This window comes from Hyphococcus flavus (assembly GCF_028748065.1).
GTDB classification, from domain to species: Bacteria; Pseudomonadota; Alphaproteobacteria; order Caulobacterales; family Parvularculaceae; genus Hyphococcus; species Hyphococcus flavus.
This window is the reverse complement of the sequence record NZ_CP118166.1, coordinates 2,828,371-2,844,724: the sequence shown is the minus strand read 5'-3', so window position 1 is coordinate 2,844,724 and position 16,354 is coordinate 2,828,371. Positions and strand designations below refer to the sequence as shown.

Annotated in this window: 13 protein-coding genes; 6 read left to right on the top strand and 7 right to left on the bottom strand. The window is 54.4% G+C overall.

Annotated features, from left to right (window positions below; genetic code table 11):
* Window position 1: 1 nt before the first annotated feature.
* The 3 genes from rpoB to rplJ all read right to left on the bottom strand — a co-directional run bounded on the left by rpoB (window position 2) and on the right by rplJ (window position 5,430).
* The gene (gene rpoB, locus PUV54_RS13545) at window positions 2–4,081 is read right to left on the bottom strand and encodes a DNA-directed RNA polymerase subunit beta (RefSeq protein WP_274492801.1); all 4,080 of its coding nucleotides are present in this window, start codon (window positions 4,079–4,081) and stop codon (window positions 2–4) included.
* Between the two features lie 408 nt (window positions 4,082–4,489).
* Entirely contained in the window at window positions 4,490–4,867 is a 378-nt protein-coding gene (rplL, locus tag PUV54_RS13540) for a 50S ribosomal protein L7/L12 (RefSeq protein ID WP_274492800.1), read from the bottom strand.
* Between the two features lie 50 nt (window positions 4,868–4,917).
* Window positions 4,918–5,430: a 50S ribosomal protein L10 gene (gene rplJ / locus PUV54_RS13535; RefSeq protein ID WP_274492799.1), complete on the bottom strand. Its 513-nt coding sequence runs from the start codon at window positions 5,428–5,430 to the stop codon at window positions 4,918–4,920.
* Between the two features lie 385 nt (window positions 5,431–5,815).
* On the opposite strand from rplJ, the gene PUV54_RS13530 reads away from it, so the two are divergent.
* Window positions 5,816–7,027, top strand: a complete 1,212-nt coding sequence (locus PUV54_RS13530; protein WP_274492798.1) for a permease — start codon at window positions 5,816–5,818, stop codon at window positions 7,025–7,027.
* Between the two features lie 3 nt (window positions 7,028–7,030).
* On the opposite strand, the gene PUV54_RS13525 is transcribed toward PUV54_RS13530, so the two are convergent.
* Window positions 7,031–7,306, bottom strand: a complete 276-nt coding sequence (locus tag PUV54_RS13525) for a metal-sensitive transcriptional regulator (RefSeq protein ID WP_274492797.1) — start codon at window positions 7,304–7,306, stop codon at window positions 7,031–7,033.
* 77 nt (window positions 7,307–7,383) lie between these two features.
* On the opposite strand from PUV54_RS13525, the gene PUV54_RS13520 reads away from it, so the two are divergent.
* The 4 genes from PUV54_RS13520 (at window position 7,384) to PUV54_RS13505 (ending at window position 11,906) form a co-directional block, all read left to right on the top strand.
* On the top strand, window positions 7,384–9,294 hold the full coding sequence (locus PUV54_RS13520; protein ID WP_274492796.1) for a copper resistance system multicopper oxidase: 1,911 nt from the start codon (window positions 7,384–7,386) through the stop codon (window positions 9,292–9,294).
* Window positions 9,291–10,043: a copper resistance protein B gene (locus PUV54_RS13515; protein WP_274492795.1), complete on the top strand. Its 753-nt coding sequence runs from the start codon at window positions 9,291–9,293 to the stop codon at window positions 10,041–10,043. The genes PUV54_RS13520 and PUV54_RS13515 overlap by 4 nt, the downstream gene beginning before the upstream one ends.
* 10 nt (window positions 10,044–10,053) lie before the next feature.
* Window positions 10,054–10,530 carry a DUF4396 domain-containing protein gene (locus tag PUV54_RS13510; protein WP_274492794.1) on the top strand — a complete coding sequence of 159 codons (477 nt, stop codon included), beginning with the start codon at window positions 10,054–10,056 and terminating at the stop codon, window positions 10,528–10,530.
* A 167-nt stretch (window positions 10,531–10,697) separates the two neighbouring features.
* Window positions 10,698–11,906, top strand: coding sequence for an alpha-hydroxy acid oxidase (locus PUV54_RS13505; RefSeq protein ID WP_274492793.1), 1,209 nt, complete (start codon window positions 10,698–10,700; stop codon window positions 11,904–11,906).
* A 59-nt stretch (window positions 11,907–11,965) separates the two neighbouring features.
* Here PUV54_RS13505 and PUV54_RS13500 read toward each other — a convergent pair whose 3' ends face one another.
* Window positions 11,966–13,387, bottom strand: a complete 1,422-nt coding sequence (locus PUV54_RS13500) for a hypothetical protein (protein ID WP_274492792.1) — start codon at window positions 13,385–13,387, stop codon at window positions 11,966–11,968.
* A 123-nt stretch (window positions 13,388–13,510) separates the two neighbouring features.
* Between PUV54_RS13500 and PUV54_RS13495 the strand changes: the two genes are divergently transcribed.
* Window positions 13,511–14,827, top strand: coding sequence for a winged helix-turn-helix domain-containing protein (locus PUV54_RS13495; protein WP_274492791.1), 1,317 nt, complete (start codon window positions 13,511–13,513; stop codon window positions 14,825–14,827).
* 85 nt (window positions 14,828–14,912) lie between these two features.
* Here PUV54_RS13495 and rplA read toward each other — a convergent pair whose 3' ends face one another.
* Complete coding sequence (rplA, locus tag PUV54_RS13490) at window positions 14,913–15,611, bottom strand: 50S ribosomal protein L1 (RefSeq protein WP_274492790.1); 699 nt, start codon at window positions 15,609–15,611, stop codon at window positions 14,913–14,915.
* Between the two features lie 5 nt (window positions 15,612–15,616).
* Window positions 15,617–16,045, bottom strand: a complete 429-nt coding sequence (gene rplK / locus PUV54_RS13485; RefSeq protein ID WP_274492789.1) for a 50S ribosomal protein L11 — start codon at window positions 16,043–16,045, stop codon at window positions 15,617–15,619.
* Window positions 16,046–16,354: the final 309 nt, after the last annotated feature.

Genomic DNA, 16,354 nt, shown 5'->3' with positions numbered 1-16,354 from the left:
CTTACCCGTTCTGAAGCTCGACATTAAGGCCGAGCGAACGCATCTCTTTGACGAGCACGTTGAAGCTTTCCGGAATGCCCGCCTCGAAGCTATCATCGCCGCGGACGATGGCCTCATAGACTTTCGTGCGGCCGGCGACGTCGTCCGACTTCACAGTGAGCATTTCCTGTAGCGTGTAGGCCGCGCCATAGGCTTCGAGCGCCCAGACTTCCATCTCGCCGAAGCGCTGACCGCCGAACTGCGCCTTGCCGCCCAGCGGCTGCTGGGTAACGAGCGAGTATGGGCCAATCGAACGCGCGTGAATCTTGTCGTCGACCAGGTGGTGAAGCTTGAGCAGATACTTGTAGCCCACCGTCACCTTACGCTTGAACGTCTCGCCGGTTCGACCGTCAAACAGCGTCACCTGACCAGACGCATCAAGACCGGCGCGTTTCAACATTTCCAGAATGTCTTCTTCATTGGCGCCGTCAAACACAGGCGTTGCAATCGGCACGCCGCGGATGAGGTTCTGGCCGAGTTCCTTCAGCTCCTCATTGGAGCGCGGAAGAACCTGATCATCGCCGTAAACATCCTTGAACTGAGCAACGAGGTCGTCACGGGTTTTCGAGCCTTGATCCCATTCTTCGAGCACCTGCCCGATCTGGTGACCAAGACCGCGACACGCCCAGCCGAGGTGGGTTTCGAGAATCTGCCCCACATTCATGCGTGACGGCACGCCCAGCGGATTGAGCACGATGTCGACCGGCGTTCCATCTTCAAGGAACGGCATGTCCTCCATCGGCGCGATTTTCGAGATCACGCCCTTGTTGCCGTGACGGCCGGCCATCTTGTCGCCCGGCTGCAGCTTGCGCTTCACCGCGACAAAGACCTTGACCATCTTCATGACGCCAGGGGGGAGTTCGTCGCCGCGCTTCAGCTTGTCGACCTTGTCCTCGAAGCGGGCCTCAAGGCGCGCTTTCGATTCGTCGTACTGCTTTTTCAGCGCTTCGATTTCGCCCATGACATTGTCGTCAGCGACGCCGATCTTCCACCACTGACCACGGGAAAGTTGCTGTTCCAGCACCTCTTCCGTAACGGCGCCCTTTTCAAAACCTTTCGGTCCGGAAACAGCGTCTTTGCCAAGCAGCAATGGCTTCAAGCGTCCGTAAACGTTCCGCTCAAGGATCGCGAGTTCGTCATCGCGGTCCTTGGCGAGGCGTTCGACTTCTTCGCGCTCGATGGCGATGGCGCGCTCGTCCTTGTCGACACCGTGACGGTTAAAGACGCGAACTTCCACAACGGTACCGGCGACGCCCGGCGGCAGTTTCAATGACGTATCGCGAACGTCGGAAGCTTTCTCACCAAAGATGGCGCGCAGAAGCTTTTCTTCCGGCGTCATTGGCGATTCGCCTTTCGGCGTGATCTTGCCAACCAGAATATCGCCCGGATGAACTTCGGCGCCGATAGCGACAATGCCCGCTTCGTCGAGGTTACGCAGCGCTTCTTCCGATACGTTCGGAATGTCGCGAGTGATTTCTTCCGGACCCAGCTTGGTGTCGCGCGCCATCACTTCGAATTCCTCGATGTGGATGGACGTGAACACGTCGTCGCGCACGATGCGCTCAGAGATGAGGATCGAGTCCTCAAAGTTATATCCATTCCATGGCATGAACGCGACGAGCACGTTCTTGCCAAGCGCGAGCTCACCAAGATCCGTTGACGGACCATCAGCGATGATATCGCCTTCACGAACCACGTCGCCAATTTTCACCAGCGGACGCTGGTTGATGCAGGTGTTCTGGTTCGAACGCTGGAATTTGCGCAGATTGTAAATATCGACGCCCGGCTTGGTTGGGTCTTTTTCTTCCGTGGCGCGAATAACAATGCGTTGCGCATCGACTTGCTCGACAATGCCCGGACGTCGAGCCGAAACGGCGGCGCCGGAATCACGCGCAACAATGCTTTCCATGCCGGTGCCTACGAACGGCGCCTCAGCCTGCAACAGCGGAACGGCCTGACGCTGCATATTCGAACCCATGAGCGCGCGGTTCGCGTCGTCGTTCTCAAGGAACGGGATAAGCGCGGCCGCGACCGAAACGAGCTGTTTCGGCGAGACGTCGATATAAGCCACGTCTTCGCGCGGAACGAGAGTCGCGTCGCCGCCGACGCGGCAGTTGACGAACTCGTTCATCAGCTTGCCGCTGTCACTGACTTCAGCATTCGCCTGCGCGATAGCGAAGCGTTGCTCTTCCATCGCGGACAGATAAATGACGTCGTCCGTCACTTTGCCGTCGATGACGCGGCGATAAGGGCTTTCAATAAAGCCGTATTTGTTGACCTGAGCATGGGTCGCCAGCGAGTTGATGAGACCAATGTTCGGGCCTTCCGGCGTTTCAATCGGACAGATGCGGCCATAGTGCGTCGGATGAACGTCGCGGACCTCAAAGCCTGCGCGCTCACGGGTCAGGCCGCCAGGGCCGAGCGCCGAAAGACGACGCTTATGCGTGATTTCCGACAGCGGATTGGTCTGGTCCATGAACTGCGAAAGCTGGGATGACCCGAAGAATTCGCGAACCGCTGCAGCAGCAGGTTTCGCATTGATCAGATCGTGCGGCATCAGCGTATCGAGCTCAGCGCTCGACATGCGCTCCTTGATCGCACGCTCCATGCGCAGGAGGCCAATGCGATACTGGTTTTCCATCAGCTCGCCGACAGAGCGAACCCGGCGATTGCCGAGGTTATCGATATCGTCGATGTCGCCACGGCCGTCGCGAAGGTTCACCAGCGTTTTGAGAACGGAAAGAATGTCCTCTTTACGTAATGTGCGCAGCGTATCCTCCGTCTCGAAGCCGAGACGTATATTCATTTTCACCCGGCCAACAGACGACAGGTCGTAGCGTTCCGGGTCAAAGAACAGCGAATAGAACAGGCCTTCCGCCGTTTCGAGCGTTGGCGGCTCGCCCGGACGCATGACGCGATAAATGTCGATCAGCGCCATATCGCGGTTGCGGTTTTTATCGGCGTTCAAGGAATTGCGGACATAACCGCCGATATTCACGTGATCCACGTCGATCGTGTCGAAAGAATTGATGCCAATCTCTTCGAACGTTTCGATGTGGTCGGCCGTGATTTCTTCACCGGCTTCAGCGTAGATCTCGCCATTGTCGAAATTGACAAGGTCGGATGCAAAATAGCGGCCGGCCATCTCTTCATCGGAAAGAAGGAGGTCTTTCAAGCCGTCTTCCTGAAGCTTTTTGGCGGCGCGCGCGGAAAGCTTTTTGCCAGCTTCCAGAACCACTTCGCCATTCTTGGCGTTAATGAGGTCGCGCTCAACCTTCACGCCTTTCCAGCGCTCAGGATTGTAGGGCATTGTCCAGCCAGTCTTGATCTTCTTATGCGTGACGCGGTCGTAGAATTCGTCGAGGATCTCTTCCTGATCCATGCCGAGCGCGTAGAGAAGCGTCGTCGCCGGCAGCTTGCGGCGGCGGTCGATGCGGACATTGACGATGTCCTTGGCGTCAAATTCGAAATCGAGCCACGAGCCGCGATAAGGGATGATCCGCGCGGCAAAGAGCAGCTTGCCTGACGAATGGGTCTTGCCGCGGTCATGGTCAAAGAAAACGCCTGGGCTGCGGTGCATCTGGGAGACGATAACTCGCTCGGTGCCGTTGACGATAAACGTGCCGTTGTCCGTCATGAGCGGCATGTCGCCCATATAGACTTCCTGTTCTTTGATGTCCTTGACGGACTTGGCGCCGGTTTCCTCGTCGACTTCAAAAACGATGAGCCGCAGCGTCACCTTCAAAGGCGCGGCATAGGTCATGTCGCGCTGCTGACACTCTTCCGTATCGTATTTCGGGTCTTCGAATTCGTAGGATACGTATTCAAGCGTAGCCGTCTCCGTAAAATCGGAGATCGGGAACACCGAGCGGAATACAGCCTCAAGCCCGTCAATGGCGCGGTCTTCGTGTTTTACGAAGCGCTGCAGGAACTGCTCGTACGAGTCTTTTTGAACCTGAATCAGGTTCGGCATGGGCGCCGCATCGCCAATGCGGCCGAAATTTTTCCGAATGCGTTTCTTCTCTACGAAGGATTGCGCCATCTTTATCCTCATAAACGGAAGCCATCTCAGCGACACGTCAGCTCCCCGCCGCTTCAAACAGGGTAAATGAGTGCGCAAAAACGACCGCAGGCCGGACCAGGTTCGACCGCGGGTCGCGGATGACTAAATTTTCAAATCTCGATTAACCGAAGCACGTCGCCGCAAAGCCTGAAAACCGCCGGCGGAACTCCCGTCGGCGGCGAACGTGTTTATTAGGCGCGCCGGCAAGCGGCTGCAACCCCCCGATTGTAAAAATTTTGCCCCAATTTTATCTCCGGGACGGTGTCACATTATCACAAAAAGCCGCTGGCGCCTATGCAGACAAAAGCGCCAGGCCTGACGCGGCCCAACAAAAAGCCGCCGCGAGCAAGCCCGCGACGGCTTTCATGAATGAAATCAGAGCCGTAACTACTTGAGTTCGACTTTCGCGCCGGCGTCTTCCAGCTTTTTCTTGATTTCTTCGGCTTCTGCTTTCGGCGCAGCTTCCTTGACTGCTTTGCCGCCAGCTTCGACGAGGTCTTTGGCTTCTTTGAGGCCAAGGCCCGTAATCGCGCGAACTTCTTTGATCACGTTGATTTTCTTGTCGCCTGCGTCAACGAGAATGACGTCGAATTCGTCTTTCTCTTCAGCAGCCGCTTCGCCGCCGCCGCCCGGAGCCGCTGCAACCGCAACAGCGCCCGCAGCCGGTTCGATGCCGTATTCGTCTTTAAGAATGTTTTTCAGCTCAGCCGCTTCAAGAAGCGTCAGGCCGACAAGCTCTTCAGCAAGTTTTTTAAGATCAGCCATTGTCTTTAGTTCCTAGTTCGTTGGTTCAATTCAAAAATTCGGATTTTGGTTTACGCCGCTTCACGGTTCTCAAGGGTCTCCAGAATTCCAGCGATGTTCGACGCCGGGGCGCCGATGGCGCTGGCGATATTCGCTGCCGGAGCTGTGATGGTCGCGACAATAGAAGCGATGAGCTCATCACGAGACGGCATGGCGGCAAGCGCCTCCACTCCCTTCTCGTCCATGATTTCTTCGCCCATGGCGCCGCCGAGGATTTTGAGCTTTTCATTGTCCTTGGCGAACTTCTTGACGGCTTTCGCCGCTGCGACCGGGTCTTCAGAGAACGCGATGGCGGTCGGTCCCTGGAAAAGGTCTGAGAGTTTCTCTGCAGTTTTTCCGGAGATCGCGATCTTGGCGAGACGATTCTTGACGATTTTCATGGAAGCGCCGGCCTCGCGCAGCTCGCCGCGCAAGGATTCGAATTCAGAGACTGAAAGGCCCCCGTTCGCCACCACGACAACCGTGTTCGCATCGAACACGCCGCCGATCCATTCAACCATTTCCGCCTTTTGGGTTCTGTCCATGTTGGCAGTCCCTTCGGTTCATGGCGAGGCAAGACGCCGTTTCGCTTAGGAAACTGAGCCCTGCCCCAGATAATCCCCGCGGTTTCCCGCGAGGGGCTTCAACTGAGCGCGTTGTCATGAGAACCAAAAAAGGCTCCCGCGACGAACGCTCGGAGCCTGCCCCAGAAGGTCCAACGGACTTGACCGGAAGAAATCCGGCTGATCCTTTTCCCTCTGTCTATGCGGGAGATTAAGTAGGAAACCTACACCCGCAGTCTCGGACAGGTATCGCCAATTAAGGCGACGGCGTGCTTCTAACCGGACTTTTTCAGAATGCAAGGCCTTTCCCTGTTTTGACCGTTACCAAATATTGCAATGGCTTCTGCTCACGGGTGTTACATGAGCTATGAGCGGCGATTTTGTGAACCTATGGCATGAGGCCGCCAGAACAACGGTCGGCCTTTTCTGGATGGCTTTCTGGGCTTTCGGGCTTGGTTATCTCATTTCCAGCATGATCCAGGTCTTTATCACCCGCGAACGCATGCAGAAAAGCATGGGCGAAGCGGGGCCCAAAAGCGTCGCTATCGGAACTTTCTTTGGTTTTGTTTCAAGCTCATGCTCCTTCGCCGCGCTGGCCACGACCCGATCGCTTTTCACCAAGGGCGCCGGGATCGTGCCCGCCCTCGCCTTCCTTCTTGCCTCCACCAATCTTGTAGTCGAGCTTGGCATTGTCATCGCCATCTTCCTCGGCTGGCAATTCGTTATCGGCGAGTATCTTGGCGGGATTCTTCTGATCTTGCTTATGTGGCTTGTCGTGCGCTTCACCCGGCCTCAAAACCTGATCGAAAAAGCGAGAGAGCATGCGCGCGAACAGGAAGCCGATGATGAAACCGAAGAGCTTCCAGACTGGAAACAACTGATCCGCTCACGCGAGGGCTGGCGCAAGGTCTCCAACCGCTACGTCGTGGAATGGCGAATGGTCTGGAAAGACGTGACGGTCGGCTTCACAGTCGCGGGCGCTATCGCTGCGTTCGTGCCTAAAGCGTTTTTTCAAATGCTCTTTATCGGCTCAGGATCAGAAAATCCGGCGTTCTGGGAAATTTTGGCGCAAACAATTGTTGGGCCAATAGCGGCGTTTTTCACGTTTATCGGATCGATGGGCAACATTCCCCTCGCCGCAGTCCTGTTTTCAAACGGCGTCAGCTTCGCCGGCGTAATGGCGTTTATTTTCAGCGACCTTGTCGTTCTGCCGGTGCTGCGCATTCAGGCGCAATATTACGGGTGGAAGATGGCGCTTTATATTCTCGGCGTTTTTCTGGTCATTCTCGTCGCGTGCGCCGTCATCTTGCATTTCGGGTTTTCTTTCGCCGGCCTTCTGCCTGATTCCGCCAGCGCCAATTCAGTAACAGACAGGGAATTTTTCAAAGTCGATTATACGTTGTTTCTGAACGCTGGGTTTTTGACGATGAGCGGCGCTTTTCTAGTCTGGAAATGGCGCACCGCCGGTTTCATGACCAGCGATAAGGGGACGCTGAGCGACAGGATCTTGCGCTTGTTTGCTTGGGCCGCGTTTCTCTGGCTTGCAGGCGGCCTATTGGTTCCGATTGTCTTAGGGTGAGGGCTAGCGCTTCACTTTGCCAAAGAGATCTACAAGCTCGCTGAATTTTTGACGTTGATCAGCCTCGTCGCCAGAGGCGATCGCTTCGGCTACGCAATGGGCGGCATGGTCGGAGAGGATGGCGTCTTCCACTTTTGAAAGCGCGGCTTTGACGGCCTGCACCTGATGCAGAATGTCGATGCAATAGCGTTCGTCCTCGACCATACGCGCGACGCCGCGTACCTGGCCTTCTATGCGGTTTAGCCGCCTGACCGTTGAAGTTTTGTCGCAATGAGCCATCTCATTCTCGCCGCTTGAATACCCTAGGGGGGTATAGTATGCCTTCCCAAACCAAATGTGAAGCTTTGAGGTTTGAAATGTTGAACCGCCGGCGATTTTTAAATGGCGCAGCCGTTCTGGGAAGCGCTGCTGCCGCACAACTTCAACTGCCTGCCTGGGCCAGGACAGGCGCGGCCAACAACATGTACGGCATAAGCGCGCTTTCCGGGACTGAGTTTCATCTGCGAGCCGATCGCTCCAAATCTATCATCGATGGAAAAAGCGGACGCGCCATCACTATTAATGGCCAGCTTCCTGCCCCGCTTTTGCGCTGGCGCGAGGGCGATGACGTTACGTTGCATCTTTCGAATGGGCTCGATGAGGACACATCCATTCACTGGCACGGCATCTTGCTGCCGCCAGAAATGGACGGCGTGCCTGGCCTATCCGGTTTCGCTGGCGTTAAGCCCGGCGAGACATTCACCTACAGATTTCCACTCAAACAAGCGGGCACGTATTGGTATCACTCGCACTCAGGTCTGCAGGAACAGTCAGGCCATTACGGGCCGATCATCATTGAACCGAAAGACGCCGATCCCGTTCAATATGATCGGGAATATGTGATTGTTCTTTCCGACTGGACGTTCGAAAATCCGAACCGGCTTTTCGCCAAGCTGAAAAAACATTCCGAAAATTATAATTTCCAGAAACGCACGCTTGTCGATTTTTTCCGGGACGCCGGAAACGACGGTTTCGGGGACGCGCTGTCCGAACGCGCCATGTGGGGCCGCATGCGCATGGACCCGGCTGATATCGCGGACGTTACTGGCGCAACATACACCTATTTGATCAACGGCCACGGGCCCGGCGACAACTGGACAGGCCTCTTCTCACCGGGCGAACGCGTGCGCCTGCGCATTATCAACGCATCAGCCATGACGATCTTCAATTTCCGCTTGCCGGAACTACCCATGAGCGTCGTCCAGGCAGACGGTCTGAACGTAAAGCCGGTCGAGACCGACGAGCTACAGATCGGCGTTGCTGAAACCTACGACGTCATCGTTCATCCGCATCAGGACAAAGCCTTTACGATCATGGCGGAGTCGATCGACCGTTCGGGCTACGCCCGCGCAATCCTAACGCCGCGCATGGGGATGGTTGCAGCCGTGCCACCGTTGCGCGAACGCCCGACGCTGACCATGCGCGACATGGCCATGTCGCATGGAAGTCATGGCGGCGGTCACGAGCCTGAAGCGTCTATGCATGAGCAACATGCAAGAATGGATCACAGCGGCCACAATATGAATACAGATGACCGCGCAACGAGTTCCAGCGCATCACCTCATGGCGATCACAATTCAATATCCGGGCATGATAAGCATGACTCTGCAAATATGACTGGCGGCATGTCCGCCGCGCAGGAACACAACCACCCGACCGGACCGGGCGTTGTCGGCCTTGCGGAAACGCCTTCGGACCGCCTCAATGAACCGGGTCTCGGCCTCGAAAATCAGCCGCACCGGGTTTTGACCTATGCGGATTTGAGCGCTCTCGACATGAACCCGGACATGCACGACCCGGAACGCGAACTCGAACTGCATCTGACCGGCAATATGGAGCGGTATATGTGGTCCTTCGACGGGAAAAAGTTTTCCGAAGTTGAAGACGCGATCACGTTTCATGAGGGCGAACGACTAAGGCTGACGCTGGTCAACGACACGATGATGTCTCACCCCATCCACCTTCACGGGATGTTTTTTGATGTCGTGAAACAAGCCCATCACGATCATACAAAAGCGCGCAAACATACGATCATCGTCAAGCCCGGCGAGAAATTATCTGTCGATGTCACTGCTGACGCCGTCGGCGACTGGGCGTTTCACTGTCACCTGCTCTATCACATGATGGCGGGCATGATGCAGGTCGTGTCAGTCAAGCCGCGGGCACATCATCAAGATCATCAAATGGATCATAGCGGTCATGAAATGCATCAGGATAGCGCGTCATGAAAAAGCTACTACTGCTTACAACACTGATTCTCGCAGCGCCGTTGGGCGCGCTCGCCGACGACACAGCACATGGCATGAGCGAGATGCGCAAGCATCTTCAACAACACCATGGCGGTGCTACATTCTGGTATGTCGAAGGCGAGCGGCTTGAGTATCGTAGCAACGAAGGCGACCCGGTTTTTCTGTGGGACGCTCAAGGCTGGTATGGCGGCGATATCAATCGTTTGTGGGTTAAGACCGAGGGCGAATTTGACTTTGACGCCGACGAATTCGAAGAGGCGGAAGTCCAGGCGCTTTATAGCCGCGCCGTTGGCGACTTTTTCGATCTTCAGGCCGGCATCCGACATGATTTCGCGCCGGGCAATGACCGCACGTTCGCAGTTGTCGGGGCGCAAGGGCTATTGCCCTACTTGTTTGAAATCGATGCGGCGCTGTTTGTTTCCGATGACGGCGATGTCGAAGCGCGCGTCGAAGCGGAATACGAACTGTTAATCACACAGCGACTTATTCTTCAGCCTCGCGCGGAGTTGAACTTCGCCGCACAAGACATAGCTGAGTATGGAATTGGCGCAGGATTATCGACCGTCGAAACGGGCGCGCGCCTCAGATACGAAATCAGCCGTCAATTCGCACCTTATGTCGGCGTCTCATGGGAACGCGCCGTCGGCGATAGTGCTGACTTTGCACGGATTGACGGTGACGAACCGGGAAGCGTTTCCTTTGTCGCCGGTTTTAGAACCTGGTTTTAAGGAGGTTCAAATGGCGCATAGTGAATGTCAAAACAAAGAGCATCACACTCATCATCATAGCGGCGCGAACCCGATAGTCACATCGGCGCAGGCCACGCTTCATTGCCTAACGGGTTGTGTCATCGGCGAGGTTACAGGCCTCGCCATCGGCGTCACGCTGGGGATCGGCGTATGGCCGACGATTATTCTCGCGACCGTGCTCGCTTACATCTCCGGTTTCACGCTCGGCTTGCTGCCAGTCATGCGCAGACAAAAGAAAACATTTTGGCAGGCGCTTAAACTGATCTGGGTTGGCGAAGCGATATCTATCGGCGTCATGGAAATCGCCATGAACAGCGCCGACTATATGGTTGGCGGCATGCAGGCAGGATCAGTTCTATCGCCGATGTTCTGGATCGGTATTGCTGTCGCCGTACCAGCGGGCTTCCTCGCCGCCTGGCCGGTAAACTGGTGGCTGTTAAGCCGCGATCTGAAAAAGTGTCACTAGATAGCGCTAGCGTAGATCGTCTCAATATAGATTTTGAGCCTTGCCGCATTTTGTTCATACCGCTAAAGCGGCACACTACTTATTTGATTATTTAATGATATTTGAATAAGATAATATGTATGGCAGCCACAGGGTTGCTTTTTATATAGCCGATTCTGGAAAATATTATGAACACTCCTCTATCTACATCACGAAGACGGTTTCTGGAATTTGCCGCTGCTTCTCCATTGATTTCGATCGGCAATATCATGCCCGCATTCGCCGAAAACGTTGCGGCTGGGTTTGATCTGGCCGCCATTACAGCGGCTGATGAAACGTTGAATGTGTTCGAGCTAAGAGAAATTGCCAAGACCAAAATCCGGCCGGCGCCGTGGGCGTGGTTGATGACAGGGTCTGACGATGAAAAAACGCTGCGCGCCAACAGGGAGATTTTCGACGATCTGCAAATCAGGGTGCATCGGCTTATTGATGTCACCAACATTGATACATCTGTGGAGGTGTTCGGGCGGACTTATCAGTCTCCTATCATGCTGGCGCCGATTGGCCTTCAAAACCTTTTTCATGACGGTGCGGAAATCGCTACGGCAAAAGCTGCCGCCAAAACGAAGCACCTTACAATGGCGGGAAATCTTTCCAGCGCTTCTTATGCAGACATCGCGTCCTACGCTGATCCGAAACCCTGGCTTCAACTTTACACCCGATGGCCGCGAAGCTTTGTTGCGGATCTTCTGAAAAAGGTCGAGGACGCTGGCTGCCCAGCCGTCGCGCTCACCGTTGACGTGCCCGTGGGCGGTAAGCGTGAAACCATAGCCCGTCTGTCGTATGATCTCGTAACGGAACAGCCTTTGCGGTTTGGAAATTTCCCGGAAGACCTACAGCCTCTGGCGCCGCCGAATAGCGCCCTTACGTGGGAATATGTGGATTGGCTGAAAAACAACACCTCTATGAAGGTGCTGATTAAAGGCATCGTTTCTGTCGATGATGCGAAACAGGCCCTAAGCGCCGGCGTCGATGGACTTTATGTTTCAAATCATGGCGGGCGGCAGGAAGCGAGCAACCGAAGCGCGCTGGAATCTCTGGCTGTGATAGCGCCGATCGTGAAGAAGAAAGTTCCAATTCTTGTCGATGGCGGAATTCGCCGCGGCACGGATATATTCAAAGCGCTGGCGATGGGCGCCGATCTGGTCGCCGTCGGGCGGCCTCAGGTCTGGGGCCTTGGCGCCTTTGGTCAGGCTGGCGTTGAACAAGTATTGAATATCCTGCAAGGCGAACTCGTCAGGACAATGCAATTATCCGGCGTGACTTCGCTAAGGGCCATGAACCTGCACAACATTATCTCTACGCCCAACGGCAGATTTGGTGAGCGGTACAAATAATAAAACGACCCGGTAGGGGGCCGTTTTATTACAGGAAGGCTGCCAAGCCAGCGGCGATCTTATTCAACGAGTTCCATATCAGCGTTGTAATTTGTCACCCGCGTCGGAACGCCATGATCTCCATATTCGCGTCTCGTAACGGCGATTGAAGTTCGTGCGTCATTCGTCAGAACGCCTTTGGCATTCAGATACCGCGTTTCAATCCGTCTGCCGCGTGAGTCGTATTCATGCTGAATAATCGCCAGCCCAGTATCATTCCGATCCATCAAAACGCCATCAGTGGTCAGAAACCTAATTTCGATCATATTACCCTGTTGATCATAATCGTATTCCACCCGTGCAAAACCGCTTGTGGCGTTTGCGACGCCTTTTTTGTTCTCATCGAATAACTCAAGCGAAATCCTGTTATGACCGGAAGGATCGTATTCATATCTAAAGCCAGCGTATCCTCTTTGCTCATTGATCAATAGCGAAGAGCCATCAAGTGTATAGTTGCCGCGTTCCAGATAATTGCCGAACTCGTCATAAGTCGTTTTATTGTATGTTCGGCCATATGCATTCATCACGCGCTCGCCGGCGGCATTTTCATACCGTTCTGAAATATCATATCCGAATTCATTTTTTTCCATGATGCCGCGTGCAATACGAGGTGAATTCCCATCGATAAGATCGCCATTCACATCCAGCACATTCCACGACATGATATCGCCATTGGCATTGAACTCGAGCATGTCCTGTGCGGCGTTCAGTTCGTTCAGGACGAGTTTTCCCTCAAGCCCGTAGTTCCGCATCACAGATAACCACCCCGCATATCCGTAGTGCAGCCGTGTTTCGTAGAACGGTAGGCTAGCTCTCAAAGGCGCCAGGTTACCTTCGGTATCGAAACGCTTTTCGATAACCTCGCCATCATCAAGAATGGACCACTCATACCTAACGACGCCCCAGCTATTTGCTGATGGCTCGTCTTTATGATCATAGAAAGTCAGCTCTTTTCTGTATCCGTTTTTATCGAGCGTATATTGCTCTCTAAAGACGTCCCCGTTTGCATTGATCCTGTTGCCATGTTTGTCGAAAAATATTCTGGTTTCAGTCGATGGACCGTATGAGATTTCTACAACCGGCGTGTAGAAGTAGTAATTTGCAGCGTCATTTACCTCTCTGACCAGATCGCCAAGCATGAAGGCGACACGAATTGGCCTGCCCTTGCGGTCATACTCGAAACGAAAATGGTTGCGTTGCGCCGCGTCTGCTTCTGTTAACCGGTGAATGCCAGACAGGGGCGCAAACGGAGTCTCTCGAAATGGAAGCGTTGCAAAATAATCGACAAAAACCGCATCTTCGCGAACTGGCAACAGCCGTGTATCCGCCGCTGCAGCCGCCGGGGCGACAAACGCGACAAGACAAGAAAACAGAGCAATGAAACTGGCTCGGGTTCTAAAGGCCAAAACTCTGAAAACTGTCGTCCAGGCGGTATTCTGCATCCTTATCTCCTCAGCGCTAATTCCTGCGTGAGAGATACTTGCCTGCGGGACCTGTGATTTAGGAGTAAAACCCGGTAAAAAGTTCTTTTACCGTCAGTGAATGGCGTGAAGGGATCAGGCTTGATGAAATCGTCGCCGAACGGCCATGAACAGGCAACGCTGCACATCAACGATGCTGACCGAACCGTCAGCGCTAATGGTCAATCACTGAGCCTTCCGCCCCTTTCCTTCCGGCTTTTACGCGCGCTGGCCGAGGTTGCGCCGAAGACCGTTTCCAAGCACGACCTGCAAACGCGCGTGTGGGGCGACATAAATGTGGGCCCTGATTCCGTTAAACAGCGGGTCCGGATGTTGCGCGTATCGCTGGAGCAAGGCGGCATCGGAGAAAACCTGATCGAAACCATCGCTGGCGAGGGCTACGCCCTGACCAGCAGCGCGGTCATCATCGATGAAAACGCTAATGACGGCGCTGATGAAAATCCGGGAGAGCGCTGGGGAGACCAGTTCAAGCGTCTCTTCACGCCGCCGGCCGGGTACGCGCTTGCAGCAATCATTTTTCTATTTGTGTTAGCGCTGGTGATCGGTGGCAAACCTTTTACACCTGACCATGGCAATGAGGACGCAAAACTTGTCGTCATGGTTTCTTCGATCGAAGTCGCCGACAAGGCTGAAAATATACAGTTTCTGGGATCCAAACTGGAATCTGCGCTCACGACGCTGTTGAGCCTTCATCACAATACAGATGTAATGGGCAGGCAGGCTTCAGCACATCTGTCATCAATCAGACCGCTGGAGCTTTCCAGACAATCGAATGTAAGCGCTTTAATAGAATGGAAAATTGCTGAATTTGACAACAATTATCGCCTGTTCGTTACCCTCACCGACGCCAGACGGGAAACCGCCCTTTGGGCAGGTGAATATAATCTGCCGGCGGATGCGCCAGAGAAAGACTGGTCAAGAATCATCAATCATATGGGGCGTTTGTTGATTTTAGAGTTCGAACAATTGCAATCGCCAACAGCCATTGCGGGCGGAACAAGTTCTCGAAGTGCATACGCTACCTACCTTAATGGGGTCGAGACTCTCAAAAAACCGATAGAACCTGAAAACTATCTTGAAGCGGCCCGCCATTTCCAAGATGCGCTCAGCGCGGATTCGAATTTCATTATTGCCAGAGCGCGCTTGGCTGAAGCGTATGCAAAGTATGCAATTCATACGGGCGATGATCATTTTTCGGCACTCGCCTTGAGTGAAGCCCGTCTCGCCAATTCCCATTCCCCCGCATTACCAGAGGCGGAATACGCATTGGCATTGTCGCTTATGGCCGATGGTGATGAAAAATCCGCACGTGAATACGTACTCCGGGCGCGGCGCACCTTACCCTATATCGAATTTGAACTCTCACGCCTCAAACGCACGCAAAGGCAAGCGGAATCATAAATCAGCAATAATCTGCAAGGCAGAGATCGCAATAAAAAACGGCCCCGTAGGGGGCCGTTTTCTAAGAGTATATTCAGACAAACCTTTACGCGCTTGCGTTGCCAGACGTATCGATCTTGACGCCAGGACCCATGGTCGAAGAAATCGCGATCTTCTTGATATAGGTGCCTTTCGCGCCTGACGGTTTGGCTTTCGTGACTGCATCGATAAACGCCTGAACGTTTTCCGCGATCGCTTTTTCTGCAAAGCTCGCCTTGCCGACGCCAGCGTGAATGATGCCCGCTTTTTCAACGCGGAATTCCACGGCGCCGCCTTTGGAGTCTTTTACGGCCTGCGCAACGTTCGGCGTGACCGTGCCCACTTTCGGGTTCGGCATCATGCCTTTGGGACCCAGCACCTTACCGAGCCGGCCGACAATCGCCATCATGTCAGGCGTTGCAATCACGCGGTCAAAGTCCATGAAGCCGCCCTGAATTTTTTCCATCAGGTCTTCCGCGCCGACAATATCCGCGCCAGCGCTCTTGGCTTCTTCCGCTTTGGCGTCTTTTGCAAAAACAGCCACGCGAACATCGCGTCCCGTACCGTTGGGCAGTGAAACAACACCGCGCACCATCTGATCTGCGTGACGCGGATCAACACCAAGGTTCATTGCGACTTCGATGGTTTCATCGAATTTCGCATTGGCCCCAGCTTTTACGAGCTTCACCGCTTCTTCGACGGAGTGAAGCTTTTTACGATCAACGGTTTCGCGTGCGTTACGGATTCTTTTTCCTGATTTCGCCATCGTCCCTACTCCTGCACTTCAAGGCCCATGGCGCGAGCCGAACCCATGATGATGTTCGTTGCAGCGTCGAGGTCGTTGGCGTTCAAGTCGGCCATTTTCGCTTCCGCGATTTCACGGCACTGTTTTTTTGTCACTTTACCGGCGACTGCTTTTCCGGGCGTCGATCCGCCCTTTTGCAGCTTCGCGGCTTTTTTCAGATAGAAAGCCGCCGGCGGCGTTTTTGTAACGAACGTGAACGATTTATCGGAAAAGATCGTGATGATCGTGGGGATCGGCATCCCCTTTTCCATTTCCTGCGTCTTGGCGTTAAACGCCTTGCAGAATTCCATGATGTTAAGACCGCGCTGGCCGAGCGCTGGACCGATGGGAGGCGACGGAGACGCCGCACCCGCCGGCACCTGAAGCTTCAGGTAGCCTGCAATTTTCTTCGCCATTTTACTGACCTTCTCGTTGGTTGCGGCCGCGCCGACTTAACGGCTTGGCCCGATTAGGGTCGCGGTACGGCAGAGCCAGGACTTAAGCCCGAAACCTTCCGCGAAAGGCGCGCTCTTAGAGCAGCGTCATAGTCTTCGCAAGTGCAAATTTTGAGGAAATCTAGGGGAAATTAGAAAGCGGGCGGCCTCTATGGGGGACTTGAGACCGCCCGCGATTACGCAACTTACTAAAACCAACGCTACTGATTTTGTTGAGATCGCAGTTCAACCGCGCTCTCGTGATGTTATAAACTTACATTTATCAAGATG

Bases quoted from the DNA above. Each gene is read 5' to 3' on its own strand.
- rpoB (WP_274492801.1), bottom strand. From the start codon at position 4,081: ATGGCGCAATCCTTCGTAGAGAAGAAACGCATTCGGAAAAATTTCGGC.
- rplL (WP_274492800.1), bottom strand. From the start codon at position 4,867: ATGGCTGATCTTAAAAAACTTGCTGAAGAGCTTGTCGGCCTGACGCTT.
- rplJ (WP_274492799.1), bottom strand. From the start codon at position 5,430: ATGGACAGAACCCAAAAGGCGGAAATGGTTGAATGGATCGGCGGCGTG.
- PUV54_RS13530 (WP_274492798.1), top strand. From the start codon at position 5,816: ATGAGCGGCGATTTTGTGAACCTATGGCATGAGGCCGCCAGAACAACG.
- PUV54_RS13525 (WP_274492797.1), bottom strand. From the start codon at position 7,306: ATGGCTCATTGCGACAAAACTTCAACGGTCAGGCGGCTAAACCGCATA.
- PUV54_RS13520 (WP_274492796.1), top strand. From the start codon at position 7,384: ATGTTGAACCGCCGGCGATTTTTAAATGGCGCAGCCGTTCTGGGAAGC.
- PUV54_RS13515 (WP_274492795.1), top strand. From the start codon at position 9,291: ATGAAAAAGCTACTACTGCTTACAACACTGATTCTCGCAGCGCCGTTG.
- PUV54_RS13510 (WP_274492794.1), top strand. From the start codon at position 10,054: ATGGCGCATAGTGAATGTCAAAACAAAGAGCATCACACTCATCATCAT.
- PUV54_RS13505 (WP_274492793.1), top strand. From the start codon at position 10,698: ATGAACACTCCTCTATCTACATCACGAAGACGGTTTCTGGAATTTGCC.
- PUV54_RS13500 (WP_274492792.1), bottom strand. From the start codon at position 13,387: ATGCAGAATACCGCCTGGACGACAGTTTTCAGAGTTTTGGCCTTTAGA.
- PUV54_RS13495 (WP_274492791.1), top strand. From the start codon at position 13,511: ATGAAATCGTCGCCGAACGGCCATGAACAGGCAACGCTGCACATCAAC.
- rplA (WP_274492790.1), bottom strand. From the start codon at position 15,611: ATGGCGAAATCAGGAAAAAGAATCCGTAACGCACGCGAAACCGTTGAT.
- rplK (WP_274492789.1), bottom strand. From the start codon at position 16,045: ATGGCGAAGAAAATTGCAGGCTACCTGAAGCTTCAGGTGCCGGCGGGT.